Source organism: Archaeoglobus neptunius (genome assembly GCF_016757965.1).
Taxonomy (GTDB): Archaea; Halobacteriota; Archaeoglobi; order Archaeoglobales; family Archaeoglobaceae; genus Archaeoglobus; species Archaeoglobus neptunius.
Genome location: NZ_JAEKIW010000002.1, coordinates 97,811 through 124,485, shown reverse-complemented (window position 1 = coordinate 124,485; position 26,675 = coordinate 97,811). Strand labels below are relative to the sequence as shown.

Sequence of the window (26,675 nt, the reverse complement as noted above, 5' to 3'; positions counted from 1 at the left end):
GTGGGCAAGTCAGAGAGATTAAAAAATTTTAGCGTGAACAAAAATGTGATCCTTGTGGTAAGGCAGGAGGTCGTCATACCTTAAGATTTCAAAGTTTCTGCTTATACGGCTTATAACCTCCTGAAATACCTCTTCGGGCTCTGCAGTTGAATCTATGCTCCTGGCCTTGACCATTATCAGAACCTCACAACCTTTTTTCAAGAAGAATCTGGCATTGCTCTCGAGAATTTCAATCTGATTCTTCTGGGCGATGTCCTGATAGATGAAGTCGACCTTCTCCACTATACCGCTGTACTTCCACGGCCTGGAGGCATCAAAAAGCAATGGAATGATGTTGTCGCGCTCTCTGGCAAGGGAAAGGAACTTCTCAAAAGGCTTTGCAGAGTACTCAACGCCATAGATTATTCCTTCATCGAGAATATCCGCAAGATGGCTGATGGTGGTACCACTTGCGGCCCCAAGATAAAGAACCCTTTCATCCCCTCTGAAATCTATTTTATGACCTTTGAGAATCATTGCTGCCAATTTGCTCCTCCACGGAATCCACTCTCTGAATCCGTCAAAAACCCTCTCACCGTAGTGGCTTCCATAGCCACTTTTCGTAACAAGCATTTCATCAATTAAATACACATTTCTCATCAACTTTTTCATTTCCTTCTCAACTCCTCGTATCGTTTCCTGATACTCTCGTAAAGGTTCTCATCAAGCTCACCCCGGAAATAATCAATTTTGGCAGCTATTGCTATTTTTGCAGCCAGAAACCTCGCCATCTTTCCTCTTTTGGACTTCGGCAGAGTTCTGATGAATGGATGAAGGAATATAACTCCATGCTTTGGTATTTTGGCTTTCTTACCCCTTTTCATTCTGGCAAAAGCCTTGTAAAGACTCTTCTCTGCACCTATAACCTGAATTTTGCTCGCTGGCAACCTTACAAGCCTTTCCATACTTCCCGCCCTTTCCAGAAGCTTTGCAGCAACCTTCGCACCGGCTATTTCCACGAGATTTGGTGCAATTTTCCCCATTATCTCCTCAATCTCACTTTCAATGGAATTTCTCAGCCTTTTAAGCTCTTCAATCTTGCTTTTGAACTCATTTAACAGTTCAGAATCTCTAACTGACTCAATATCCTCGAGTTTCTCGCTGAGCATGTTTATGGACTCTTCCACTTCCTCAAGGGCCTTGACGAGAGCAATGACGTACTTGTCCTCCCTTCTGAGTTCATCCTCAACAAGTTTTTCTGCCACACTCAAGGCTGTTTTCCTCAAAACAGTGTAGTATTCAGAACCAAACACCTCTCTGCCCAGTTCCGCTACACTAAATGGGAGAGGTTCCTCATTGGCGGCATTGAGAAATGAATCCTCAAGACTGGGGCTTTTTTTAACCATTCCCCTATCGTAAACCCCGAACCACAGATTATACCTCAATCTCAACCCCCCTGTTTCTGCCTTTCGTGATATACACCGAGCATTCAAATCCCCTCTCCCTAAAATAGCTCTCGATGTCTCTCGAAAGCACCTTTGCATTCGTGTCAGTCACGGCGTAAACAGCTGGTCCGGTTGAACTCATGCCCACACAATCACCCAGAGAAAGACATCCTTTAATAAGATCTCCGTACTGGCTTACCTCCGCTTTCTTGAATCCAAGTTCCTGTATCCTTCCGATGGCTCTGCCAAATTCATCAAGGTCGGCTTCAACCACCGCCGGAAGCATTTTCATCAGAATTAAATGACAAAGCTCCCTGACCTCTTCAAGCGGTACCGGGCAGCATTTCTGGAAGAGGTTAACCTCCTCTTCCCCAAAAAATCCCTTTAGATTCGGCACTGCCAGAATCACGTCCCACTCTGGAAAATCGAGACGGGCAATCACCGGTGCGGGTTTCGCCTTGCTTGCTGAGGATGGCAAAAAGCTCTTCTTCTCCTTCATCGAATGTCCTCCGTCAACCACCAACCCTCCATGGTCAAAAACGGCCACACCTATACCTGATGTCCCACCCCTCCCCATTATCTCCGCAATCTGTCTGGTTGTGAGACCCAAACTGTAAATTTCACTGTAGGCTCTGCCAACAGCAAGGCTGATCTGTGTTCCACTTCCCAGCCCCACATGTGATTCATAATCTGACAGAACCTCAATTTCTAACCCTTTCCCGCAAAACTCCGCCATTTTACTCGCTGATAGTCTGAACCTCTCGATGTTTGTTGACACACCTTTGATAATCACATCTTCACTCTCCTTTGCTGTGATCTGGATGTAAGGTTCGTTTAAAGCTAAACCAACCCCTCCATCAATCCTCCCCAAACTCCCATTTAAGTCAATTAGCGTGATGTGTATTCTCGATGGCGTTCTTAACCTCAAAGACATATTTCACCTTTTGATTTCCCAGTTAAAAAATACTTTTTTGATTTATGTTTTCATGATTATTATGGTAATCCGGTAAGTTTAATAAAATGTAATTACTCAGAAGTAACGGCGGATGAGAGTTGGCGGTCTTGTTGCAGTACTCTGTTTAAGTCTTCTGATTTTAACAATAGCTGATGGCATGGAGTTCGGAGAAGATATCAGAAACAGTACAGTCTACTTTCCTGGAGATACAATTTTAGTTAAGCTTAATTTTATGCCCGAAAAGGCGTACATCGTCAATCCGGCAGGAAAAGTCATGAAGCTAAAATTCAAGGGCAAACATGGAGAATACACCGCAATACTCGAATTGAAAAAGGACGTGGTTTTGGGAAAGTATCTCGTGGTTACGGACAATGAAACTGCCGAATTTTTCGTTGACAGCTACAGCATCAATGCTGAGTACAAAAACGGGAAAATAGTGGGAAACATTAGCTATTACTTCGTGCCTCCAGAACAGCTGGAATTTGACATTGATGGTGTTCCCAACAGCATTGTGGTTGAAAATGGAAGTTTTGAAATCCCTTTGAATCCCGGGATCCACAAGATCATTCTGAAATGTGGAAATGCCGTTAAAAAGTTAAATGTGAGATCAAAGGTGGAGATAGCCATTGACAGTATCACGACCGGTAACGGAACGGCGGTGATTGTGGGCAGAGTCCTGGTGGATGGTGCCCCAACAAAGGCCAGTTTAACATACTGGTTTAAAGGGGAAAGGGCGAAACACGAAGAAATAAACGGAAGCTTTAAACTCAGTTTTTCAAACGTAACAGGAGTTTTGCACATAAAAGCTGAAGCATTCGGTCTGGCTGCAGAAAGAAGTGTGAGGATTGAAGCAGCAAGAAGGGCTGTGGATGTAGGGGGGATTTACTTTGTTAACGATACAGTCTCTGTTAAAACCAACTTCAAGCCGAAAAAGGCTTTTCTTATTGATGCGCAGGGAAAAAAGCTTAAACTCATGTTTGAGGACAGGAACGGTACCTATATTGCAAAATTTGATCTGAGAAAGGATGTTGTACTTGGGAACTACACTGTATACGTGGACGGAATTGTCAAACGGTTTACAGTTGACTTCTGTGACATCTCTGCAAAATTTGAAGGTAACATGATAAGGGGGTGGGTGAGAGGTTACTTTACAAAACCGGTGGCAAAATACACGATAACTGGCGAAAACTTCTCCTATAAAGGATTTGTGCGGGAAAATTTCAGTATTCCTCTGCATCTTGCACCCGGAAACTACACAGCCGTTTTAGAATGCGGCAATTCCAGAAAAGTTATCAACTTCAGTATGGCCGAAGAGAAGCGTGTTTGGGTAAAGAAAGTTTACTTTCTGAACAAATCCGTTTTCATACGCTCAAACTTCCTCCCATCAAGCGCATCTGTTGTCACTCCGTCCAACACAACAGTGGAGCTAAACTTTTCAAAACATGGCAGGTTCTTCGTGGCCTGGTTTCTGGCTGAAAAGGTTGGGAAGTATGCGGTGCATATTGACGGATTTAACACCAGCTTTGTTGTGGACAGCTACACAATCAACGCCACCTTCAACGGCTCGGCAGTTATCGGTACGGTGGAATGGCACTATATCAAACCGCATTTCGTTTATTACATCCTTGGAAAGGTAAAGGGCAAAGCAAACATACTTGAGAACGGGAGCTTTGTGATACCGGTAAAGTCTAAAAAAGTCGGTGAAATTGTGCTTAGGTGTGGAAACGCTGTTAAAAGGGTTGCAATAACGGAACACAAGGTAAAGAGGGTCGTGGCCTTTGATCCGGTTAAAAAAGTCATCGTCGTAAAGGAGATCGGTAACTGGGGCGGACTTCAGATTGCGACGGCTGAAAAATCAGAGAAATCCAAAAAGATATTAGAGGTGGAGTTTCCGGCAACAGAGGAAAACCTGAAGAAATTCAACCTTTCGCAGGATATTTTAAACACAGAAATTCGTAGTGAGACGATAAAAAAAGACCTGATCAGAGTTGTGGTTTCCAACAAGCATGATATCTGGTACAGGTTCAGCGTAAAGATACCGGAAGGTTACAGTGTAAAGGAAATCGTTAGAGATGACGGCAGGAAGATCGTAAATACCCTCCACGTGAACAGGACCACTGGAGAACTTGAAGGAGACCTGAGGTGGTACGTGAAAAACGATACCCTGTATTTTTATGACGATCCAGTTTACGGATACAACATTTCTCTGACACCTCCCCAGCCAAACAGATCCATAGCAATAGAGCTTGCCAACAATGGTGCGGGACAGATTTCGGCCATCGTTTTTCCATATTCTCAGGGGGACGATTCTGCAACAATCGCAACTTACGATCATGCTGGGAGAACAGGGGATAACGGATATGGAAACAACATAGATATAGATGCGGGGTCGAAGATTGCGATTAAGTTTCAGGTGAGAAATAGAGAAAGACAGTTTGGCAATCCATATAGTGGGGGAGATCTGGGAGATGATACTATATATCATATTTCAAGAGAGGATACTATCCTGAATACAGTGCCGGATGGGGAACTTGAAAGCGTCATTGTGACAGAAATGCAAACCCCCACATGGAGGAACGTTCAGCTTAATATTACCCAGAAAGTCATTATCAGAGATAACAACCGCTGGTTTGCAACTGTGTACTATATCGAAAACGTAGGAAGCAGAACTGCCAGAAACCTGAGATTCTTTCAGGGGATGGACTGGAATTTCAGAGGCAGTTACACCGGCGACAATGCATACTATGATCCGGCCAGTGACATCGTTTACGGATACGATGCCAACGCTCCACCGGGAGACATTCAATATGGTGGTTACAGCTCTTACATCTCAAGCTCGCAGCATGATGTTGACTGGTATCGTTTTCTCTGGGATAAAATAGCATTTGATTTTCTTACTAACTCCAACAGTTATATTGGAGATGCAGCAACAGCTCTTGCTTGGGATTTTTCATCTCTCGCTCCCGGCGAAAAGCTCGTAATACCAATAATCTGGGGCCTCGGGTACGACTACGCTGACATGCTGAACCAGATCAACGACGGAAAGTCAAAGCTTTTCGATGCGGGCATTCTATCCATAGATTCACCGTCAAACAACACAAAGTACAACCCATCCACTGCAGGTGTTGTTTACTTCAACGCAACTGCTGCGCTTTTTGGCTTGGTTGATGCCGAGAACCTTGAGGTGACATTCAACGTTACGAGGGTTGGTGGGGGATACAGCTATCAGAACACGACCTATGTCAACCTTTCCGTACCACATAACGAGACCTCCACAGTTTCTTTCCCCCTTAACCTGTCTTCTCTTCCCTACGGAAAATACAGGGTCGAGTTTAGAACGAACTTGCCAAACGATCAGAACTCAACAAACGATGCAAAATGGATATACTTCTACGTTGTGGCATTCACAGTTGAACCGGATCAGCAAAAAACCGCACCTTCCGGATCGGAGGTTTACTACAACTTCACCTCAGCAAACTACTTCGCAGCGGGAAGGTTTGATGTAACCATCACTTCATCAACCAAGGGATGGGCGACGAGACTCTACAACGGATCGAACCTTGTAGCAGAGGATTCGGATGGAGATGGCGTCTGGGACACGGTTAACGAAGACGCAAATGGAGACGGGGTTCCGGACATTTTCCTGCCCTACGGGATTGGCTACATCAACGTCTCCAAAGTGGTTCCCTCAACTGCCCCTCTTGGGGAGACGGATATCACAACACTCAACTTTTCCAGCATCTCTTCGCCCGACATCAACGATGATGTTAGCATGTCAACCTCCACACCACAACCGCCAACTGAACAAAAGCAGTTTTATCTACACCCAGACTCGGTCATGAACACATCTAAGGCCGTTCAGGGAATCACGGCTGTTGAAGCCTCGACGATAGAGTCGTGGTATCAATCTCCACCATTCGCCGCAACCTTCAGGATTTACGGGAGGGTTTTCGTGAATCTGTGGATGAACTCTTCTGCAACTGCAACAAACCAGATTGCAGTCTCTGTGATAAAGACAGATGGTGTCAACTCGGAAGTGATAGGCACAAACATATCCCGGGTTTCCATGACGACCTCGCCTGCCCTCTACACCCTTACCATACCACTCAACACACCCGTCACCTTTAATCGAGGGGAATACGTAATCCTGAGAATCGACAACCCCAGCACCAACGATATTTTCGTGTTTCAGTCTGCAACCTATGACTCCAATGTCACCTTCAACACCACCACTTACGTTAAAGTTGCCACTGTTTATTCTTCCGAATGTCTTTCTGGGGGGCCCGTCAGGATTTATGCAAACACAACAGATCCCATAGGGTCTCACGACATCTCATCGGCAAACATTCGGATATACTTCGAAAATGGCTCTCTGGCTGAAAGCGGAACTATGAACGTCAACACAACAGATCCCTCATCACCATCTTTCTGGAAGCTTTTTGATTATTCAACCGTGTTATCCCAAGGGAATTACACCGTTAACGTCACCGCTGTTGAGAGCAACGGTGTAAATTACATGGCAAGCCTAAAGCTCTCCTGCCAGCCCCCACTCACACCAAGAAATGTTACGGCAACCCTCTCAATGAACGGAGACGCGATATTGCTCAACATACATGCGGTTGAAGATGTTTCGAACGTCAGGGTGTACTGGATAAAGCCCGACAACCTGTCCATAATTTCCATGACCGGTGATTTTGATACAAATGGCACGTCGGGAAACGTTTACTGGTGGGAGTTTCAAACGATCAACCAAAGCGAGACCAAGCACGTTTACCTCACCATAAAATCCACAGGCGAATTTAATCCAACTGATGTTTTCAACATTGGAGTGGATCCGTTGAAAGCCGATTGAAAACCTCGAAAGGGTTATATCTCCGTAAAGGAAATTTCGAATTATGGATGTAAAGATTGTTGAGGAGTTATCCAGAATGCTTGAGAGCAGAAAAGTTGTAACGGAGGAGGAAGTTAGAAGAAAGGCCATAAGAGCCGCTCTAAAGATTCTCGGCCCGGAACTCGTTGATTCAAAACTGGATCTTATTGAAGAGGTTACCTGCAGTCTTATTGATTGTCCGATAAGTCTGAAAAGTCTCCATTTCTCAGAGAAGGTGAAAATAGAAGATATTTTTTTCTACCACCCCCACACAGAAAAACCTGAAAGGGAGGATTTCGAGGTAGCCTACTTTGAATACGTGATATCCAAATCCTACCTTGAAAGTATCGCCGCAATGCAGGAAACCACGGACAGATTCTTTGATGGGTACAGCGTTAGAGGAAACTACATGAGGGTTTACAGCAAGGGTAACAGGAAGTACTTTGTTTTTTACTCAACGATCGATGATGTTTATGAGGATATCGAGCATCATCTGGATATGGTTGAAAAGGTGGACGGCGAGTATGTGGTGGTGGTGCCAACGGAAAAGGAGCTCGGACCATTTCTGAAGTTTTTCAAAAAGTATTCGGAGGATGCAAAGAGGACAGGACTTAAAATATGGGTCGTGAACCCTGAGGTCAAGAGTATTGACCCATTCATAGGTTATCCGAAAGATTTCAGGCTGTTAAAGGGCTTCAAGAACCCTAAAGCTGCAGCTCTGGTCAGTGCCTACTGGAGGGTTGATGTTAAGGAGCTGGACTAAGGTAAGCTTTATAATCCCAACTGAACCTATCCAAACAGGGGCCGGTAGCTCAGTCTGGTAGAGCGTCGCCTTGGCATGGCGAAGGCCTGGGGTTCAAATCCCCACCGGTCCATGCCGTATTTTCCGTATTCCGTTTTTCAGAACTGTCAGATACTACCCAAGCTGTGTTTCGAGAAAAACCGACACCTATACAGATTTTTATCCACAGTCAGGGTTAACTTTGTCCTGTTGGTCTTCCGCCTTACCTATTTTAATTTACATGTGTAAATTCAAATCTGGGCTATTTTCCCAAAAAATTAAAACAGTCGAATCAGGTATCCGACAGCTTTCCGGTTAGATAATCGTCGTAGGCCTGTAAATCCAGCATACCGTGTCCACTAAACCCGAAAACTATCACCTTCTCTTCATTACTCTCCTTTGCCTTCAATGCCTCATCTATTGCAGCCCTAACAGCGTGATTTGTTTCTGGGGCCGGGATTATACCCTCGGTTCTTGCAAACAGCACCCCTGCCTCGAAGGTGGGGATCTGCTTGACGGCTTTTGCCCTGATAATGCCGTGTTTAACCAGCATGCAAAGTGTAGGTGTGTCTCCATGATATCTCAACCCACCTGCATGAATGGGGGGTGGAATGAAGTCGTGTCCAAGGGTGTACATTTTGAGCAGCGGTGTGAGCCCGGCCACATCTCCGTAGTCGTACTTGTATTCCCCGCCAGTTAATGTCGGGCATGCTGCTGGCTCGACTGCAATAATCTCGAGATCTCCGTTCTTTGCATCGTTTACAAATGGATATGCCAGTCCAGCGAAGTTGCTCCCGCCACCAACACATCCAATAAGCACATCAGGCTTTTCGCCTGCAATTTCAAGCTGTCTTTTAGTTTCAAGCCCTATGACGGTCTGATGAAGAAGAACATGATTCAGAACGCTTCCGAGGCTGTACTTTGTGTTTTCATTCTTTGCTGCATCCTCTATGGCCTCGCTAATCGCAATACCCAGACTCCCGGGGCTGTCCGGATTTTCAGCCAGTATCTTCCTACCGATCTCCGTTCTTTCGCTTGGAGATGGGATTACCTCCCCTCCCCATGTTTCCATCATAACCCTTCTGTACGGTTTCTGCGTGAAACTCACCCTTACCATGTAGACCGTGCAGTCCATCTCAAAGAGTTTGGTTGCGAAGCACAGTGCGGATCCCCACTGTCCAGCCCCTGTCTCGGTTGTAAGTCTCTCCACACCTTCTTTAGAGTTATAATAAGCCTGCGCAACGGCAGTATTTGGTTTGTGGCTCCCCGGTGGGCTTACTCCCTCATACTTGAAGTAAATTCTTGCCGGTGTTTTCAGAGCTTTTTCAAGCCTCTCAGCCCGGATCAGTGGTGTGGGCCTCCAGATTTTATATATTTCTCTAACCTCCTCTGGAATTTTCACCCATCTTTCGCCACTCATCTCCTGCTCTATCAGACCTCTGGGGAAAATGGGTTCAAGGTCCTCAGGTTTTACCGGTTCCTGAGTGGCTGGATGCAGAGGAGGAGGAAGTGGCTCGGGCAAATCGGGAAGTATGTTGTACCAGTGTTTCGGAATCTCGTCCTCTTCTAGTAAAATTTTCTTCATACCTGATGAGAACATTCACATTATTTAAGTTTTTTCTCCTTTTACGGGTATAACCCATAAATCTGACTCATACTCATTCTGCCCCCCGCTAAATCCAACCCAGAACGCCCCCAGATATTGCGAAGAGAGCGAAATCGAACCCCAGAATTCCAAAAGCTGTGAGTGCCTGCTTTCTCACTGATTTCATGTCGTAAACCCGGTATGCAACGAGAAAGAACGGCAGGTAGCCGATGAAGAATATAAGAACTGGCATTCTGGCGCTCCACCACCAGTACTCCCACACGAGTACACTGGCAGCGTTCAGCAATACTTCAACGAATACGCAGGCTGCTGAAAGCATAATGGCGTAAAAAATTCTGTTCGGGATTCCAAAAACCTTTGCACCTCTATCCTCAGGCAGTAGCTTGGTAGATGCAATTCCCATAATGGCAAACATCATCGAAATCTCGACGTTCAGGCCTATCAGGATCAGATAGGCCGTTTTTCCGGGAGCCATCCACAGTGCAGCGTAATTGGTGAAGTGAAACACCAGAGCGTTCCATATCTCGTTGAACCAGTCCATCCCCCAGAAAGCAAGGGCCGCAAAAACCGTCCTGTAGTTCCCCGCAGAGAGTTCAGAAGCGTACATGTAAATCACAACCAGCAGAAGTGTTATCACATACCACTGAAAGGTGGATGGATCTCTTAGAATAGCTAATGCTTCGAGAGCAGATTGTGTTGGCATATAACAAATGCAACTGGATGATATTTAGCATTTTCCCCAAATCGTTTTTATCCCACACAGAAACAAAAGCACCATGTACTTCATAACCTCCAACGAGGGAAAGTTCAGAGAAGTAGAAAGGATAGCGGAGATGTACGGAATTCAGGTAAAATGGATGAAGATGAAATACGTTGAACCCCAGGGAAACTCCCTCGAAGAAATTGCAAAACTTAGCGCCCGGATGCTTGCGGAGAAGATCGAGGGGGAGTTTGTCATAGAAGATAGCGGGCTCTTTGTTGAAGCTTTAAAAGGATTTCCCGGACCCTATTCAAGCTACGTATTCAAGACCATAGGTAATGAGGGAATCCTGAAGTTGATGGACGGTGTGAAAGATAGAAAGGCCTATTTCATGGCCGTTGTGGCCTACTGGGATGGAGAAAAGGCGCACGTTTTCACGGGAAAAGTCGACGGGGAGATTGCCGATAGCGCCAGAGGCACGAAGGGGTTTGGATACGATCCCATCTTCCTTTATGGGGACAAAACCTTTGCGGAAATGGAAACCGGGGAAAAAAACAAGGTTTCACACAGAAGAAGGGCTTTTGAAGAGTTTTTCAAATGGTTGAAAGAAAAAAGTTAAAGTTTTATTCTTCAGAGTCCTCATCTCCACCCGTCTCGCCCTCTGGCCCTTCCTTGCTCTCAAGTCCCTTGGCAGCAATGACATCATCAATCCTCAGGATCATTATTGCTACCTCAGTGGCGCTGGCGATTGCCTGTGTCTTGATCCTCAGAGGCTCAAGGACGCCGACCTCCTTCATGTCAACGACCTTGCCGCTGAAGACGTCTACTCCGTAGGTCTTCTTGCCCTCTTCGTGCGCTCTTCTGAGCTCCACCAGGATGTCAATCGGATCCAAGCCTGAGTTCTCCGCAAGAGCTCTCGGAATGGTCTCCATAGCTGAAGCAAATGCTTCGGCGGCAAGCTGCTCCCTTCCGCCAAGTGATGGGGCCCACTCCTTCAGTCTCAGAGAGACCTCGATCTCAGGAGCGCCGCCACCTGCCACAACCTTGCCGCTCTCAAGGGCAGTCTTGACGACTTTTATGGCATCGTTCAGGCTCCTCTCCACCTCATCAACCACGTGCTCGCTACCACCTCTGACGAGCAGTGTAACGGCCTTCGGGTTCTTGCAGCCCTCGATGAACACCATTTTCTCATCACCGACCTTTCTTTCCTCGACGAGTTCTGCATATCCGAGATCCTCGCTTGTGATCTCTCTGAGATCTGTCAGAATCTTTGCTCCAGTTGCCTTTGCGATCTTCTCAATATCGCTCTGCTTTACCCTTCTAACTGCAAGAATTCCTGCCTTCGCAAGGTAGTACTGTGCGAGGTCATCGATACCCTTCTGGCAGAATACGACATTCGCTCCCGCTGCAGCAATCTTGTCCACCATGTCCCTGAGCATCTTCTCCTCCTGCTCGATAAACTTCATTAGCTGATCGGGATCGGTGATTCTGATCTCCGCATCTGTCTCAGTCTCCTTAACCTCAAGTGCAGCCTTCAGAACTGCGATCTTGGCATCCCTGATCCTCTTGGGCATTCCAGCATGGACTACCTCTTTGTCAATTACGATGCCGTTGACCAGCTTGGTGTCAGCGACACTTCCTCCCTGCCTCTTCTCGATCTTTATGTTGTCCTCGTCAATCTTGTATTTGTCATCAACCTTCTCCGCAACTCTCTTCACCGCCTCAACCACGAGACCTGCGAGGTGCTCAAGAGCATACTCTGAGTGCTTTCCGGTTATTGCAGTGGCTGCAATCTTCTTGAGGGTTTCAACATCCTCCACATCAATGTCCATTGCGATGTTCTCCAGAATCTCAACTGCTTTGGATGCAGCGAGCCTGTAACCTCTGGCTATGACGGTTGGATGGATATCCTGATCGAGCAGCTCCTCAGCCTTTTTCAGCAGCTCTCCAGCCAGAACCACCGCCGTTGTGGTACCATCTCCAACCTCGTTGTCCTGAGTCTTTGCAACCTCTATTATCATTTTGGCCGCCGGGTGCTCCACATCAATTTCTTTGAGAATTGTAACACCGTCATTGGTTATGACCACATCTCCGAGGCTGTCGACAAGCATCTTATCCATTCCCTTTGGCCCGAGAGTACTTCTTACAGCCTCGGCAATTACTCTGGCAGCCGTAATATTCATCCTCTGAGCATCTCTACCAACAGTTCTCTGGGTTCCCTCCTTCAGTATCAATACCGGAGTCCCCTGCAGCGTGGCCATCCCACTCACCTCCCTTTTGCAAATATTGGTGGATAGGAATTTCTATATAAGCCTTTTGGTTGAACAAACCGGATCTTTCCCCAAAATTATATTTTTCTCAGCAAACAAAACCCAAAAGTGGATGGAGATCATGAGCGGAGGGGTTCAAGAAAAAATAGCTCTGGAAGAATCGGCGGCCAGAGATATGATATGCAAGCAATAGAAACCAGCGCCTCTGATATTTTTGTTGCGACTGAGTTGTAAAATTACTGCCAAACATTTCATATTTCGTTAAGTTTTTAAAATTTTAATCAAAAATCATTAGAGGTGATTTGATGGCTGCAATATCTGGCGGAGAACTGCTGGTAAGGTGCTTACTCAAGGAGAAGGTCAGATACATTTTTGGTGTCCCTGGAGGGCAACTCCTTACTTTTCTGGACGCCATAAAGAGAGTGGGAGAGAAGAACGGAATGAAGTTTGTGAATTGCAGGCATGAACAGGCTGCTGCGAGTATGGCTGATGCGTACGCAAGGGTGACGGGAGAGCCGGGTGTCTGCGTGGGAACAATCGGACCTGGTGGGGCAGATCTGGTTCCGGGTGTCTACCCGGCTTATGCAGACAGCGTCCCAATGATTGTTCTTACGGCCCAAAATCAGACCTGGAAGAGCTATCCTGACCACGGATCGATGCAGGCTCTGGATCAATACCATCTTTTCAGGCCAATAACCAAGTGGAACGCTGTTGTTTCTCACTGGGAAAGAATACCGGAACTCATACAGAGAGCGTTCAGGATTGCAACATCGGGCAGACCGGGGCCCGTTCATCTTGATTTACCCTCAGACGTACTGTACAACGGTCAGGAAGAGAGTTTTGCCAAGATTTATCCTCCCGAGAGATACAGGCCGATAAAACCACCAGTTGGAAACCCTGATCTCGTTGAGAAAGCTGCCGAGATGCTGTACAATGCAGATATTCCTCTGATACATGCCGGATCTGGTGTGCTGAGGTCTAAAGCCTGGAATGAGCTCAGAGAGCTTGCAGAATACCTGGGAGCTGTTGTTACCACCACAATGAGTGGCAGAGGATCCATACCTGAAGACCATCCGCTCTGCATTCTCCCCTCCTGTCCGGCTGCAATCGCAGCCCAGAATGATGCTGATGTCGTTCTGGTCGTTGGGAGTAAAATGGGCGACATGGATTTCTGGGGAAAACCGCCCGCCTGGGGCGATCCTGACGTCCAGAAAACGATTCAGATAGACATCGATCCGGAGATGATTGCACTTAACCGGCCGGTGGATATGGGAATTGTCGGTGATGCCAGAGAGACCCTGAGACTTATGCTGAAGGCTGTGAAAGAGATGGGCGAAAGAAGGAGGCCTGCTGACAGGCTTAAAGACTACAAAAAGATGCAGGAAGAGTGGCTAAGCGGATTTCTATCCCTTGCCGAAAGTAACGAAAGGCCAATGCATCCATTGAGGGCAATAAAGGAGATAAGAGACTTCTATCCCAGAAACGCAATCTCATGTATCGACGGCGGAAACACCGCTGTCTGGGCCTATTACCTGAACAGAATCTACGAGCCAAATACTTTCCTGTGGGCTGCAGATTCGGGCCATCTTGGAACCGGTCTGCCTTTCGCCATAGGTGCAAAGCTTGCGAACCCCGACAAACCTGTCTACCTTATCACCGGCGATGGTGCATTCGGTCTGACGATGGAGGAACTTGAAACGGCAAGCAGGGAAGGCGTGAAAATTACGGCAATCGTGATGAATGACGGATGCTGGGGCATGATAAAGGGTTCCCAGAAAATGGGATTTGGAGAGAGATTCATAGGAGTTGATTTCAGCGACATTAACTACGCCAAAGTTGCAGAGTCCATGGGATGGTACGGACAGAGAGTTGAGGAGCCCGAAGATCTCGCTTCAGCACTCGATAAGGCCGAGAGTTCAGACAAACCAGCGTTGCTGGACGTGAAGATATCTCAGGAGAAAAACCTGACGCCGCCAGAGCTCGTTATGCTTTCAATGGTCTGGCTTGAAGGCTGCAATCCTCCGGAGGTAAAATGAGGGCAATAGTAATTGAGTTCAGTCTGCTGAAAGCCGCCTTAACACTTGCTCTCTCGAAAATTTCCAGAAGCGCCTACTACGGACCGCTCTCAATGCTGAAATTTCATCGTGAGTATCCGGAACCGGGGCTTCCCGGGGAGGACTGGGTGAAGGTGAGGACAAAACTGTCGGGAATATGCGGCTCTGACCTGAGAATCATAACTCTTTCAGAGAGCTTTTATCTCTTCCCCCTGACCTCCTTCCCCATAATCCCGGGCCATGAGGTTGTTGGAATCGTTGAGAGTGCTGGAGAAAAAGCTGAGGTTGGAGAGGGTGAAAGAGTCGTTCTCAATCCTGCACTGAACTGCAGGGTGAGGGGGTTTGAAGACTGCGATCCGTGCAGAAGGGGAGACTTTGCAGTCTGCGTTAATACAGACAGGGGAAGAATTGCGCCGGGAATATTTACGGGAATCTGCAGGGATACAGCAGGTGGCTGGGCAGAGTACTTTGTGGCTCACAAATCCCAGCTCGTCAGAGTTCCCAAGAGCATTCCAGATGAAAATGCGGTCTTTGCCGAGCCACTCACCATTGGAATTCACTCAGTCCTCAGAAATTTTCCCGACGATGGGCAGAGAGTCGCTGTGGTTGGTTGCGGAATTATCGGAATCTGTACAATCGCCGCCCTGAGATACTTCGGGTACAGGGGAGAGATAATCGGAATAGACGTTAGCGAGAGGCAGGCTGAGATTGCAAAAAGGTTCGGAGCAGATATGGTTATAACAAAAAACATTCTCGGAGAGATTGCAGAGATTACAGGAGGGAGAGTCTATCAACCCCCAAGAGACAAACCGATGTTCGTTGACGGCGGTGTGGACGTGGTTTTCGAGTGTGTTGGCTCGCCTGAAAGCGTTGATACTGCACTCAGAATTGCAAAACCGCTCGGAAGAGTCGTGATAGCTGGAACGGTAGCCAGGATGAGTGTTGACTGGGCCCCTGTTTTCGCAAAGGAGCTCGAGATTGTGGGGACTTTCGGCTGCGGCGTAGAGGAGATTGACGGCGAAAAGAGGGATACATTTGAACTGGCACTGGAAATGCTGGGCAAGATTGCTCTCTCAACCCTGCTGACCCACAGGTTCAAAATTGAAGAGTACAAAAAAGCACTGTGGACAGCACTCAATAAGCGCGAAACGCAGGCAATTAAGGTTGCATTCACCTTTTAATCACTCCTTTATCAGTGCTGTCAGTGCAAGGGAAAGCAGGAACAGTGCTGAAGAGAGCAGGAGTGTGGAGTTCCAGTTAAAAGCAGATGCCAAACTTTCAAACTCAACAATAAGGACCACAGATCCTATTTGCGAGAGCAACCAGAGAGATGAGTTGGCGGTACCGGCATATTTCTCCCCCACAGACGTTGCTGATAAATCCAGGGAAAGCGGAAGAGCAGATATGAAAAAGAAGCCGAGTACAAAAAGCAAAATGGCCAGTTCTGTCATCCCTGAAGCGAGAGTGTGGACGTAAAACAGCAATGCTGAGAGTACAAAGCAAACATAGAGAAATGGCTTTCTCCTTCCCACCTTATCTGAAGCTGCCGGAATCACTATGCTTCCAGCAATCCCACCCAAAAGCAAAGCGGAGGCAGTAATACCAGCGGTTTCCACGCTTAACCCATGCTCCTCCATCACGGGCTCCACCCAGGTAAGATATGCCGTAAAGATACCAACGCCTATGAAGGCTATTAACGAAAGAATCAGGACATTTCTATTCTTCAGAACCTCAACGTACTCCCTGAACCTGTACTCTTCTTCTTCAACCATCCCGGACTCTTTCCCAAACAGATAAAACAGTACCAAAATGAAGGTGGCAGCAAGGGCGTACACCAGAAGCATGTTCCTGAATCCAAAAGCAACGGTTAGAGCGGGAGTTGCGCCAAGTCCTATGATGGTGCCAATGAAAAGGGATATGCTTCCAAGTCCCGTGGCAAGCCCTGCTTCCTCTTCCGGGAACCAGCTTTTAACGAGTTTGGAAATGCTGTTGAAAATGAAAGGCTGACCAACCGCACCGAGTGTCTGAAAAGCCAGAAGAGCTGTGAACGAACTCGCAAAAGCCCTCAAAAATCCTGAAACAGCGAAAAATGCACTTCCAGTCAGAACTGCCTTCCTGAACCCGCTTTTGTCAACATACCAGCCCACAGGTAATGCAAAAACTATGAAAACCAGCGGATACACTGCCGAGAGCATTCCGACCTCTGCTTCACCGATGCTGTAAATCCTCTCCACGATGGGAAGTATGGGTGAAAACGTTATCCACATTATCTGCGAGATGATTCCTGCAAAAATGTACATCACCAGAACTACCCATCTATAATTTCTCATTATCTGAAATCAAATTTTTCATATTTATTAGTTTTGGTAGAAGTAAGTTTTTAATAAAGAGCGACGTTAATTTTTCCATGAGATTTGGATTTTTTGACTCGGATGGTCTGAAGCTCAGATATTTCGAAACTGGAGAGGGTGAGGCGTTGATCTTAATACATGGACTTGGGGATTGCATAGAGGGGTGGACCTTTCAGTACGATGACCTCTCAAAACATTTCAGAGTAATTGCGCTTGATCTGAGAGGATTTGGAATGTCGGACGTGCCCGACAGTGTCAATGTTGAGGACTTTGTAGAAGATGTGAAAAACCTGATGGACCATCTCGGCATCGAAAGGGCGAACCTCCTCGGTCTTTCAATGGGTGGAATCGTGTGCATGGAGTTCTACAGGAAATATCCCGATAGGGTTAAGAAACTGATTCTGGCCAACACCCTCCACAAACTTCCCGAGGCCGGAAGAGCAATGTTCGAACAGAGGATTAAACTGCTTGAGGCCAGTCCCGATATGAGCCAGATTGCAGACTTTATTGCTGATATGTCCATCCACCAGGAAAGAGAGGATCTCAAGGATATGGTCAGAACTATTCTGAGAAAGAACGATAAGAAGTTCTACACAATGGCCACTGCAGAACTCGGAAAGGTCAATTACGAGGAGTTGCTCCCCAAAATTGAGGTGCCGACTCTCGTGATCGTTGCAGAGTTCGATGTTACAACACCGCCTGCCCTGGGGAGGGAGATCGCAAACCTTATTCCCGATGCTGAGTTGAGAGAAGTGAAAAATTCTGCTCATCTGGCGAAACTTGAGAATCCCGAAGAGTTTAACAGATATGTGATCGAATTTCTCATGGGGAGCTGACGGATGATGAAAACGAAACACAGAGTAATGGTCGTTGAGGACGATGCAGCGGTTCTTGAAGCGATACAGCTTATGCTGGGAGACCGCTACAGCATAATCACCGCAACAAATGGAAAGGAAGCTGTGAGATTGTACAAGGCATTCAAGCCCGATGTTGTTCTGATGGACATAGCGATGCCGGTAATGGACGGGGTAGAGGCGACAAAGGAAATTTTGAAGTTTGATCCCGAAGCAAAAATTGTCGGAATCACCGCCTACGCCAAGAAAAGGGGGCGCGAGTTGCTTGAATCCGGTGCGCTGGAAATCATTGAAAAGCCATTTACAAGAAAGAAAATACTTGAAACAATTGAGAAGTACATTGAAGAATGAAGGTTTACGTTGTCCTTGTAGAGCTGAAAATTCCGGAAAACATCGGTTTCATGGCAAGACTCGTAAAGAATTACGGTATTGGAAATCTGTGCCTGTACAAATGCAATGTTACCGAAGCCAGCTATCATACCGCCTCCCACGCTAAAGACGTGCTGGAGAGCGCAATACAGGTTGACGACCTTCGAAGCTTCCTCTCCCGGATGAATCTCGTTATAGGGACCACGGGTGTTGAGGGTGGAGATTACAAGTACCTTAGGAAAACAATTCTTTCCCCCGAAGACGTTCAGGAACTGGTAAAAGGCACTGATAAGGTCGCTGTGCTGTTTGGGCGGGAAGATTACGGTCTGTATAATGATGAGCTTGCGTTCTGCCATTCCGTCGTAAGAGTTCCCACCAGTGAAGAGTATCCCGTTATGAATGTGAGCCATGCTGCTGCCGTTGTGCTGTACTTCCTCAGACAAACTCAAACCCATCCAGAGGAGAAACTTGCCACTGCAAGGGACGTGGAGATTTTCCTGAAAAATCTTGAAAATCTGCTTGAGATGATTCAGTACCCGCCTCACAGAGTGAGGAGGACAATGGTCGTCTTCAGAAGGATACTCGGAAGAGCCAAAACGAGAGAATATGAGATTCAGACTCTCAACGCCATATTTCGAAAAACCGTTAGTTACATAAAGAGGATGAATAAGTAAGGTCATGAATAAAATCTGGACTATAGTTCTGCTGGCATCCATTCTGGCCATCCTCTTCCTGACGTTCTACTTCTTCCTCCCTCTGCTCGATGGAATAGTTATGGGTGTTGTTTTTGCTTATGTTGCAAAACCAATAAAGCGTAGATTTGACAGAATAGGAAAAATCAAGTCTTCTTTAATAGCAACGACCGCTGTTGTTGTTCCAATTTCGATTCTAATATTTTACGGCATTTTTCAGGGCGTAAATCAGGCCATATATCTGATCACCCACTACAAGGTCATCGAGTCCGGACTCATCGACTTGCTGAAAAAGTTTGGAGTCCAGGAGGGCAGGGAGTACGTGAGCTGGATTGTTTCCAACATTTTCTCAATCCTCCAGAGTTCAGTACAGCCATCGGCAGTTGAGATAACCAAGAAGGCAACGCTGCTAATTCTTAACTTCTTCATCTCCATTGTGGTCTGCTTTTACTCCCTCGCAGACATGGAAAGGTTCGTGGACAGAACAATCAACATAGTCCCGCCCGAAAGCAGAGAGGAGCTGAAAAAATTCATAAAGGAAATAGATGAGACGTTTGAATCTCTCTGGTTTGGAAACTTCATCGTTGCGATGTCCATTGGACTTGTCAGTCTCCCATTCTTCCTCTACTTCAATGTACCGTTTGCTCCACTCCTTTCCGGACTCATGTTCCTTGCAGCACTGATTCCAATCTTTGCGGAGTGGATGATCATCCTCCCTGTCTCACTCTATCTGCTGCTTGTTGATGTCGGCAGAGGTTTGACATTCCTCATAATAGGAGTGATTTTTCTCTACATAGTGCCAGAGCTAATTCTGAGACCGTACTTCGTTGGATACACATCAAGAATCCACCCGCTTGTTCTGATGCTGGCGTTCCTGGGTGGTGGGCTGGTTGGTGGGATAAGCGGGTTCTTTATCGCACCGATGATTGCGGGACTTGTTACTGCGATTTACAATTATTACACCGAGGAGACTACCGACCAAGAATCATTATCCTGAATCTGTCGGATGCGGCGGCTGCAGCATTTGCCACATAACCCAGATGCACGACCCATGTAACCATCAACTGAATGTCCAGAGGCTCCGCATCATCCATGTTGAAAAGTCTGTTGTGAAGGCCGATCTGAATCAGATCACACTCGTGTTCAAGCTGTTCTATTATCGGAACAAAATCGAGGGCTTTTTTCACTTCCTTCTTGCTGAAAGACGTTTCTATGAGCTGGCCGATGCTTTCAACCATCTCCTCATAATGATTTACAATTTCCATAAGTTTGGAAAGAAGCACAGAAAATTCGTCCCATACGTCTTTCGGTGCCTTGATCCTTCTAAAAGTAAGCATATGTCCGACATGTTCGCAGTTGTTTACAATATCATCCTGAACTTTCAGGAACTCAAGCAGATCATGCCGATCAATTGGTAGCATAAGAGACTTGGTCACATTACCCCTTATTTCCTCTTTAATCCCATCTGCATGGTGTTCGAGCTCATCAATTTCATCTCTCAGTTCTTCAACTTCTTCATAATCTTCTCTTTTCAGCGCTTCGAACTGCTGCTGAAGCAGACCCACAGCTCTTCCGCACATCCTTGCATGCTGTGCAAGAGACCTGAAGGGAGAGTATCCAAAAACCTCTCCCACGGACCTGAAGAACTTCATGCAAACACCACCATCATCGTGTAAAGGCTTATTGTCATTCCTGCTGCCACAGGCAAAGTTACAATCCATGAGAATATAATTTTTTGCACGATTTTCTTGTTCACACTCGCCAGGCCACCTGCAAGACCCACACCAATTACACTCCCCACCAGAGTGTGGGTTGTCGAGATGGGCATTCCATAGCTTGATGCGAGCAGAACCGTTGTTGCAGTGGCAAACTCAGCCGAGAAGCCCCTTGTATACGTAAGCTCGGTTATGTTTTTTCCAACGGTTTCAATCACCCTGTATCCCCAGGTGGCTATACCAATGGCGATCCCGATACCTCCAAAAAGCAGAACCCAGAAGGGTACCTCTCCGCTGTACCCCATAATCGCTGCTATTGGTCCTGTTGCATTGGCCACATCGTTGCTTCCGTGAGCAAAAGCCATGTAACATGCTGTCAGCACCTGCAGATACCTGAAAACGTGCTCCACACTCTCGCTACTGTATCTCTCAAGGAGTGCATACCTAATGATCATGAATACCAAATATGCAAGAGCAGCACCCAGAAGTGGAGATATTATCCAGCTTAAAACGACTTTCAGCAAAACGCCCCACTTGATGCTATCAAGAGTTAAATTGCCCTGTGATACCGCTGCAAGACCAAAGCCCAGCATGGCTCCAACGATTGAGTGGGTTGTCGAGATTGGCAAATTGTAGTACGTGGAAATTGTTATCCAGAATCCTGCAGAAAGCAGAGCTGCAAGTGCACCATACACAACCAGGTTGTGATCCAGAAGCTCGATAGGAACTATGCCCTTTGCGATCGTGTGTGTGACCTTTTTTCCAAAAAAGGCTGCTCCTGTGAATTCGAGAATTGATGCGACTATTATAATTTGCTTCAGAGTCAGGGCTCTGCTGCCATACGAAGTTGCCATTGAGTTCGCAGCATCGTTGGCGCCTATATTCCAAGCAACGTAAAAACCCACAACAGCCGCTGCTGCAATGAGTACATCAAGAGCCATAGCGGCTGTAAGATTTTATGTATATATCCTTTTTCATTTCAGTATGAAAAACAAAATAGATATATATCTCCATTTTGACTATATACTATGCTCGAAAGCAGAAAGGTGTTTTTCAGTGGTAAAAGCAGCTACATCCTGACCCTGCCAAAGAAGTGGGTAAAGGAGAACAGCATTGAGCCGGGAACTGAAGTTCTGCTGAGCATTGGAAAGAATTTTATTACCATATATCCCAAAAAATTCGGTCTTAAAAGAAAGTCAATTTTTATTGATGCTAAGAATTTAAAACATGAATCGCTTATCAGGAGGATAATTTCCTACTATCTGGCCGGGACGGATTCAATAAAAATCAAGGTTTACAATGAAGAGCAGAGATCAGCAGTGGTGAGGGCATCAGATATTCTGATGGGCACGGAAATCGTTGAGGATACGGGGAAGGAAATTATGCTGGAGATATTTCTTGATAACTCGAGATTGAAAACAGAATACATAATGAGAAGGATGGGGAACACATGCATCGGTATGGTTTCCGATTTTTGCTCGGCCCTCAGAAAATTTGACAGATATCTCTGCAACTCAATAATCGCAAGGGAAAAGGAGGTTGACAGGCTGCACTTTTTGCTTCTGAGACAACTGAAACTGGCCAACATTTATGCCGATGTCGCTTCAGAACTTGAACTGCCGGTTGAAAAGCTTCAGGAATACAGAACGGTTGTCAGGGCTCTTGAGAGAGTTGCAGACCACGGTGCAAATATGGCAGAGAACCTTCTCGATCTTGGAAAGCCGGTTGAGTTTCTCTGTGAGTTCGTTGATGCCGATCTGGAAATGCTTAGAACTGCTGTTGTTGCATTTCTTGAAAACGAAATAGAGCTTGCTGAGGTGGTACTGGAAGAATTTGACGAAATTGAGGAACTTGAGAAAAAAATCTACAGCAAGGTCCTCACCGCCGATGTGGAGGAGGCTGTAAACCTCAAATCGATGATTGACAGTATTTCGAGAATTGCAAGCTACTCAGCAGACATTGCCGAAGTTGTTGTCAACATGGCTGTGATATAGTTAGTATTAAAAACAGAATGAAGATAAAATATGCAGGGATTATGGTGGGCGAGACTCTGATAAGGTTTCTTGATGTTGTCTCAGAACACATCAAGAATCTCAAAGACCATATAGAACTGCATAAGGTCGAAGAGACCATCAGACTGATTGATACGTCAAACGCCATTTTCGTCATAGGTGCGGGTAGAAGTGGTTATATAGCGAGGGCCTTTGCCATGCGGTTAATGCATCTTGGTTACTCTGTCTATGTTGTGGGAGAGGCAGTTACACCGAGAATAAGAAGTGATGATACGCTCATAGCAATATCCGGAAGTGGAGAGACTACATCTGTTGTAAACATCAGCAAAAAAGCCAAGGACATAGGATCAAAGCTCGTAGCAATAACCGGAAACAAAAACTCAAGTCTGGCAAAGATGTCAGATATCGTGGTGCTGATAAAGGGCAAAATGAAGTCTGAGAGGGATGAGGCGCTGTCTCAGCTTGCCCCCCTCGGCACGATGTTTGAACTCACCGCAATGATATTTCTGGATGCTCTCGTGGCGGAGATCATGATGCAAAAGCATCTTACCGAGAGCGATCTTGAGGCAAGACATGCTGTTCTCGAATAAATTTGTGGGGTGGTTTTCTGAAGGAGTTGATTGCGAAACTGAGTAATGCCCACGGAATTAGCGGGTTTGAGGATGAGATAAGAGAGATCATAACGTCCGAGATGGAGGATTGGGCCGACGAGATAAAAGTGGATTCAATGGGAAACGTAATTTGCACGAAGAATGGTGGAAGTCCGGAAGTGATGGTTGCAGCCCACATTGACGAGATAGGCTTTGTTGTCAAGTACATTGATGATAAGGGCTTCATCAGGGTTGCTCCAATTGGCGGATGGTTTTCACAGATTGCTCTGGCACAGAGAGTCGTTCTTTACGGCAAAAAAAAGGTTTACGGTGTTATCGGCTGCAAACCCCCTCACCTCATGAAGGATGAGGAGAGGAAGAAGGGCATCGAGATCAAGGACATGTTCGTTGATGTGGGGGCGAGCAGCAAGGACGAGGTTCTGGAAATGGGAATAAATGTTGGAACGCCAGTTGCTTTGGACAGAGAGGTTGTGGAGCTTTCTAACGGTAGAATCACAGGAAAGGCGTTTGACAACAGAGTGGGAGTGGCTGTGATGATTGAAGCTGTTAGAAGGGCCAGTGCTGACATCACGATTCATGCGGTGGCAACCGTGCAGGAGGAGGTAGGTTTGAAGGGGGCAAGAACTTCTGCATTTGCAATCGAGCCTGATGCCGCCATTGCAGTGGACAGTTGCGTAGCAGCAGACTTTCCTGGCAGTGAGTCTGCACATATGGATGTAAAGCTCGGGAAGGGAGCTGCAATAACCATTGTCGATGCTTCGGGCAGGGGGTTGATTGCATCACCAAAAGTTTTGCGCTGGCTTACGGAGACGGCTGATGAGTACAACATACCTTATCAGCTCGAGGTGGCGGAGGGTGGAACGACAGATGCTACGGCCATTCACCTCACAAAGGCCGGAATTCCTGCTGGAGTTGTCAGTGTGCCTGCCAGATACATACACAGTCCGGTAGAGGTCGTGGATTTAAAGGATGTCGAGAGTGCTGTAAATATAGTGGCAAGGGCTCTTGAAACAGCAAAAAAGTACTTTTAGAGAAATTTTTTATTTCGTGAGTCAGAAAGAGATTAACTATCATCGATTTCTGGAGGTGATGGCTCATGAGAATTTGGCTAATCGGTGCTTATGGTATAGTTTCAACAACAGCAATGGCAGGAGCGATGGCCATTCAAAAAGGTGTTGCTCCAAAGACAGGTCTCGTTTCGGAACTCCCTCCGTTTAATGGAATTGAAAGGTACGCTCCCTTTTCATTCGAGTTTGGCGGGCATGAAATAAGAACCATGGAAAATGCGTATGAAGCTGCAAAGGAGCACTGGGAGCTGAACAGACACTTTGAGAGGGATATTCTCGATTCAGTGAAGGACGAACTTGAGAACATCGTGGCTGAGAGGGGCACAGCTTTGAACTGCGGAAGCGGTATTGAGGGGCTCGGGAAAATCAGCACTCTGGAGGACGAGGGGATGACCCTGAGAGAGATAGCGGACAGAATAATCGAGGACATAAAAAAATTTGCAGATGATGAAACGGTGGTGATAAACGTTGCCTCCACAGAACCGTTGCCGAACTTCAACGAGGAGTACCATGGCACTATTGACGGATTCGAAAGGATGATTGATGAAGACAGGAAGGAGTTTGCCTCTGCAAGCATGCTCTACGCCTACGCTGCTTTGAAGCTAAAACTGCCCTACGCGAACTTCACGCCAAGTGCTGGCTCCTCAATACCAGCACTTAAGCAGCTCGCTGAAGAGAACGGGGTTCCGCACGCAGGTAACGACGGTAAAACTGGCGAGACTCTTGTCAAGACCACTCTCGCCCCAATGTTCGCCTACAGGAACATGGAGGTTGTTGGATGGATGAGTTACAACATTCTTGGCGATTATGACGGTAAGGTTCTGTCTGCTAGGGATAACAAGGAGAGCAAGGTTCTCAGCAAAGACAAGGTTCTGGAGAAAATGCTTGGATACTCACCATACAGCATAACCGAAATACAGTTCTTCCCAAGTCTCGTTGACAACAAAACTGCCTTCGATTTTATCCATTTCAGGGGCTTCTTGGGCAGACTGATGAAGTTCTACTTCATCTGGGATGCCATAGATGCCATCGTTGCCTCACCGCTGATTCTCGACATTGCCAGATTTCTGCTGTTTGCCAAAAAGAGGGGTGTGAGGGGTGTGGTAAAGGAAATGGCTTTCTTCTTCAAAAGCCCAATGGACACCAACGTGATCAACACCCACGAGCAGTTTGAGGTTCTTAAAAGGTGGTTCGCAGAGCTTTCCTGATTTTTTGAATGCTAAATCCTCATCTTTCTCAACTTCTCTTCATCAGGCTCAAGTCCAAGACCCGGAGTTTCTGGCAGGACAGCATAACCATTCTCAATCTCAACTCTGCCATTAAGAGCCCCGAACATCACCTCATCCCACCAAAGTGGATCAAAAGGTGTTTCTATATAGGGGCAAAGCTTTTCCGGTAGCGAAGCAGCGAGATGCAGATTTGCCAGCCAGCCCAGACCCGGGTCCCATGCGTGTGGCATGAATCTGATCCCAAAAGCCTCTGCAACCGCAGCAACTTTTCTGCACTCAGCAATCCCGTTAGAATAAACGGCATCTGCCTGTACGATGTCAAAAGCTCCATTCTCGATGAGCATTCTGAACCTCTGAAGGCCATGCTCAAGCTCCCCACCAGCGATCTCCACCGTGGTGTTCTCCCTGAGCCATCTGTATCCCTCAACATCGTCTTTCCAGAGTGGTTCTTCAAGCCAGAGCACATCGTAGTTTTCCAGCTCTCTTGCAACCTTCAAAGCCACCTTTCTGCTCCAGTAAGGAGGAGTATAGCTCCAGGCCTGATTTGCGTCAACAGCAATCTTCAAATCTCCAAATTCACTGACTGCAGCTTTCAAAACCTCAAGGTCGTCCTCAATCCTTTCTCTCCTGAACCTCAGCTTTACGGTATCAATTCCCATCTCCACGTATTTCTCAACAAGCTTTAAAGTATCTTCAGGATTCAAAAGTCTTCCAGTGCTTGCGTAAATCTTTACTCTCCTTCTCGTCCCGCCCAGAAGTCTGTAAAGTGGCAGTCCTTCCATCTTAGCCTTCAAATCCCACAAAGCTACTTCAAAAGCTCCGAGACGCTGTATTGCCCAGCTTCCGATTTCGAGCAGCCTCTCATCAATCTCTTCCGTACCCAAAACCTGCAATGTCATTTTTACAGTGGTTTCAAGGAACTGCTTGTATGCTGGTCCGAATTCAATGGCAGAATATCCCCTGTAACCATCACTTTCAACCTCAACAATGCTGTAAACATATACCGGCCTCGGAAAAGGCTCCCACGAAAACCGCACCGGCTCACGGAGAGGTTGGGAGATTACATGCACCTTCAAATCGTCAATTTTCATGATAACAGTTCCGCAACCTGCAAT

At 46.6% G+C, this 26,675-nt stretch carries 23 protein-coding genes and 1 tRNA gene; 14 read left to right on the top strand and 10 right to left on the bottom strand.

Annotated features, from left to right (window positions below):
- Positions 1–18 precede the first annotated feature (18 nt).
- Genes JFQ59_RS01900 through JFQ59_RS01890 form a run of 3 tightly spaced genes read right to left on the bottom strand, consistent with a single transcriptional unit; the run spans position 19 to position 2,358 of the window.
- Entirely contained in the window at positions 19–651 is a 633-nt protein-coding gene (locus tag JFQ59_RS01900) for a fibrillarin-like rRNA/tRNA 2'-O-methyltransferase (RefSeq protein WP_202318715.1), read from the bottom strand.
- Positions 648–1,424 carry an NOP5/NOP56 family protein gene (locus tag JFQ59_RS01895; protein ID WP_230972207.1) on the bottom strand — a complete coding sequence of 259 codons (777 nt, stop codon included), beginning with the start codon at positions 1,422–1,424 and terminating at the stop codon, positions 648–650. The genes JFQ59_RS01900 and JFQ59_RS01895 overlap by 4 nt, the downstream gene beginning before the upstream one ends.
- The gene (locus JFQ59_RS01890; RefSeq protein ID WP_202318713.1) at positions 1,414–2,358 is read right to left on the bottom strand and encodes a beta-ribofuranosylaminobenzene 5'-phosphate synthase; all 945 of its coding nucleotides are present in this window, start codon (positions 2,356–2,358) and stop codon (positions 1,414–1,416) included. The genes JFQ59_RS01895 and JFQ59_RS01890 overlap by 11 nt, the downstream gene beginning before the upstream one ends.
- A gap of 112 nt (positions 2,359–2,470) precedes the next feature.
- On the opposite strand from JFQ59_RS01890, the gene JFQ59_RS01885 reads away from it, so the two are divergent.
- The 3 genes from JFQ59_RS01885 to JFQ59_RS01875 all read left to right on the top strand — a co-directional run bounded on the left by JFQ59_RS01885 (position 2,471) and on the right by JFQ59_RS01875 (position 8,124).
- On the top strand, positions 2,471–7,231 hold the full coding sequence (locus tag JFQ59_RS01885) for a thrombospondin type 3 repeat-containing protein (RefSeq protein WP_202318712.1): 4,761 nt from the start codon (positions 2,471–2,473) through the stop codon (positions 7,229–7,231).
- Positions 7,232–7,274: 43 nt separating this feature from the next.
- Positions 7,275–8,012 (top strand): DUF6834 family protein, encoded by a 738-nt coding sequence (locus tag JFQ59_RS01880; RefSeq protein WP_202318711.1) that lies wholly within the window; start codon positions 7,275–7,277, stop codon positions 8,010–8,012.
- A 38-nt stretch (positions 8,013–8,050) separates the two neighbouring features.
- Positions 8,051–8,124 (top strand) — tRNA-Ala (locus JFQ59_RS01875).
- A 198-nt stretch (positions 8,125–8,322) separates the two neighbouring features.
- Here the strand turns inward: JFQ59_RS01875 and JFQ59_RS01870 are convergent.
- Positions 8,323–9,615: a TrpB-like pyridoxal phosphate-dependent enzyme gene (locus JFQ59_RS01870; RefSeq protein ID WP_202318710.1), complete on the bottom strand. Its 1,293-nt coding sequence runs from the start codon at positions 9,613–9,615 to the stop codon at positions 8,323–8,325.
- A gap of 88 nt (positions 9,616–9,703) precedes the next feature.
- Positions 9,704–10,339 (bottom strand): hypothetical protein, encoded by a 636-nt coding sequence (locus JFQ59_RS01865; RefSeq protein WP_202318709.1) that lies wholly within the window; start codon positions 10,337–10,339, stop codon positions 9,704–9,706.
- A 73-nt stretch (positions 10,340–10,412) separates the two neighbouring features.
- Here JFQ59_RS01865 and JFQ59_RS01860 point away from each other — a divergent pair, with 73 nt between their 5' ends.
- On the top strand, positions 10,413–10,955 hold the full coding sequence (locus tag JFQ59_RS01860) for an XTP/dITP diphosphatase (protein ID WP_202318708.1): 543 nt from the start codon (positions 10,413–10,415) through the stop codon (positions 10,953–10,955).
- A 4-nt stretch (positions 10,956–10,959) separates the two neighbouring features.
- Here JFQ59_RS01860 and thsB read toward each other — a convergent pair whose 3' ends face one another.
- A complete protein-coding gene (gene thsB / locus JFQ59_RS01855; RefSeq protein WP_202318707.1) occupies positions 10,960–12,597 on the bottom strand; it encodes a thermosome subunit beta in 1,638 nt (545 codons plus the stop codon).
- Between the two features lie 314 nt (positions 12,598–12,911).
- On the opposite strand from thsB, the gene JFQ59_RS01850 reads away from it, so the two are divergent.
- Together JFQ59_RS01850 and JFQ59_RS01845 are read left to right on the top strand one after the other, a co-directional pair.
- Positions 12,912–14,642, top strand: a complete 1,731-nt coding sequence (locus JFQ59_RS01850; protein ID WP_202318706.1) for a thiamine pyrophosphate-binding protein — start codon at positions 12,912–12,914, stop codon at positions 14,640–14,642.
- Positions 14,639–15,841, top strand: a complete 1,203-nt coding sequence (locus tag JFQ59_RS01845; protein ID WP_202318705.1) for a zinc-dependent alcohol dehydrogenase — start codon at positions 14,639–14,641, stop codon at positions 15,839–15,841. Before JFQ59_RS01850 ends, JFQ59_RS01845 begins: the two co-directional genes overlap by 4 nt.
- On the opposite strand, the gene JFQ59_RS01840 is transcribed toward JFQ59_RS01845, so the two are convergent.
- Complete coding sequence (locus JFQ59_RS01840) at positions 15,842–16,990, bottom strand: MFS transporter (RefSeq protein ID WP_202318704.1); 1,149 nt, start codon at positions 16,988–16,990, stop codon at positions 15,842–15,844.
- A gap of 77 nt (positions 16,991–17,067) precedes the next feature.
- On the opposite strand from JFQ59_RS01840, the gene JFQ59_RS01835 reads away from it, so the two are divergent.
- Genes JFQ59_RS01835 through JFQ59_RS01820 form a run of 4 tightly spaced genes read left to right on the top strand, consistent with a single transcriptional unit; the run spans position 17,068 to position 19,923 of the window.
- Positions 17,068–17,847 (top strand): alpha/beta fold hydrolase, encoded by a 780-nt coding sequence (locus JFQ59_RS01835; protein WP_202318703.1) that lies wholly within the window; start codon positions 17,068–17,070, stop codon positions 17,845–17,847.
- 6 nt (positions 17,848–17,853) lie between these two features.
- Positions 17,854–18,216 carry a response regulator gene (locus JFQ59_RS01830; RefSeq protein WP_202318796.1) on the top strand — a complete coding sequence of 121 codons (363 nt, stop codon included), beginning with the start codon at positions 17,854–17,856 and terminating at the stop codon, positions 18,214–18,216.
- Positions 18,213–18,908 (top strand): RNA methyltransferase, encoded by a 696-nt coding sequence (locus tag JFQ59_RS01825; protein ID WP_202318702.1) that lies wholly within the window; start codon positions 18,213–18,215, stop codon positions 18,906–18,908. Before JFQ59_RS01830 ends, JFQ59_RS01825 begins: the two co-directional genes overlap by 4 nt.
- Before the next feature lie 4 nt (positions 18,909–18,912).
- The gene (locus JFQ59_RS01820; protein WP_202318701.1) at positions 18,913–19,923 is read left to right on the top strand and encodes an AI-2E family transporter; all 1,011 of its coding nucleotides are present in this window, start codon (positions 18,913–18,915) and stop codon (positions 19,921–19,923) included.
- On the opposite strand, the gene JFQ59_RS01815 is transcribed toward JFQ59_RS01820, so the two are convergent.
- Complete coding sequence (locus JFQ59_RS01815; RefSeq protein ID WP_230972206.1) at positions 19,898–20,578, bottom strand: TIGR00153 family protein; 681 nt, start codon at positions 20,576–20,578, stop codon at positions 19,898–19,900. The two genes, JFQ59_RS01820 and JFQ59_RS01815, sit on opposite strands and share 26 nt — an antisense overlap.
- On the bottom strand, positions 20,575–21,582 hold the full coding sequence (locus JFQ59_RS01810) for an inorganic phosphate transporter (RefSeq protein ID WP_202318699.1): 1,008 nt from the start codon (positions 21,580–21,582) through the stop codon (positions 20,575–20,577). Before JFQ59_RS01810 ends, JFQ59_RS01815 begins: the two co-directional genes overlap by 4 nt.
- Before the next feature lie 87 nt (positions 21,583–21,669).
- Here JFQ59_RS01810 and JFQ59_RS01805 point away from each other — a divergent pair, with 87 nt between their 5' ends.
- The 4 genes from JFQ59_RS01805 (at position 21,670) to JFQ59_RS01790 (ending at position 25,539) form a co-directional block, all read left to right on the top strand.
- Entirely contained in the window at positions 21,670–22,635 is a 966-nt protein-coding gene (locus tag JFQ59_RS01805) for a phosphate uptake regulator PhoU (RefSeq protein ID WP_202318698.1), read from the top strand.
- 17 nt (positions 22,636–22,652) lie between these two features.
- On the top strand, positions 22,653–23,243 hold the full coding sequence (gene hxlB / locus JFQ59_RS01800) for a 6-phospho-3-hexuloisomerase (RefSeq protein WP_230972205.1): 591 nt from the start codon (positions 22,653–22,655) through the stop codon (positions 23,241–23,243).
- A 17-nt stretch (positions 23,244–23,260) separates the two neighbouring features.
- Positions 23,261–24,295, top strand: coding sequence for a M42 family metallopeptidase (locus JFQ59_RS01795; protein WP_202318794.1), 1,035 nt, complete (start codon positions 23,261–23,263; stop codon positions 24,293–24,295).
- Between the two features lie 65 nt (positions 24,296–24,360).
- A complete protein-coding gene (locus JFQ59_RS01790; RefSeq protein ID WP_202318697.1) occupies positions 24,361–25,539 on the top strand; it encodes an inositol-3-phosphate synthase in 1,179 nt (392 codons plus the stop codon).
- Between the two features lie 11 nt (positions 25,540–25,550).
- On the opposite strand, the gene JFQ59_RS01785 is transcribed toward JFQ59_RS01790, so the two are convergent.
- Positions 25,551–26,651, bottom strand: coding sequence for a mandelate racemase/muconate lactonizing enzyme family protein (locus tag JFQ59_RS01785; RefSeq protein WP_202318696.1), 1,101 nt, complete (start codon positions 26,649–26,651; stop codon positions 25,551–25,553).
- Between the last annotated feature and the right edge of the window lie 24 nt (positions 26,652–26,675).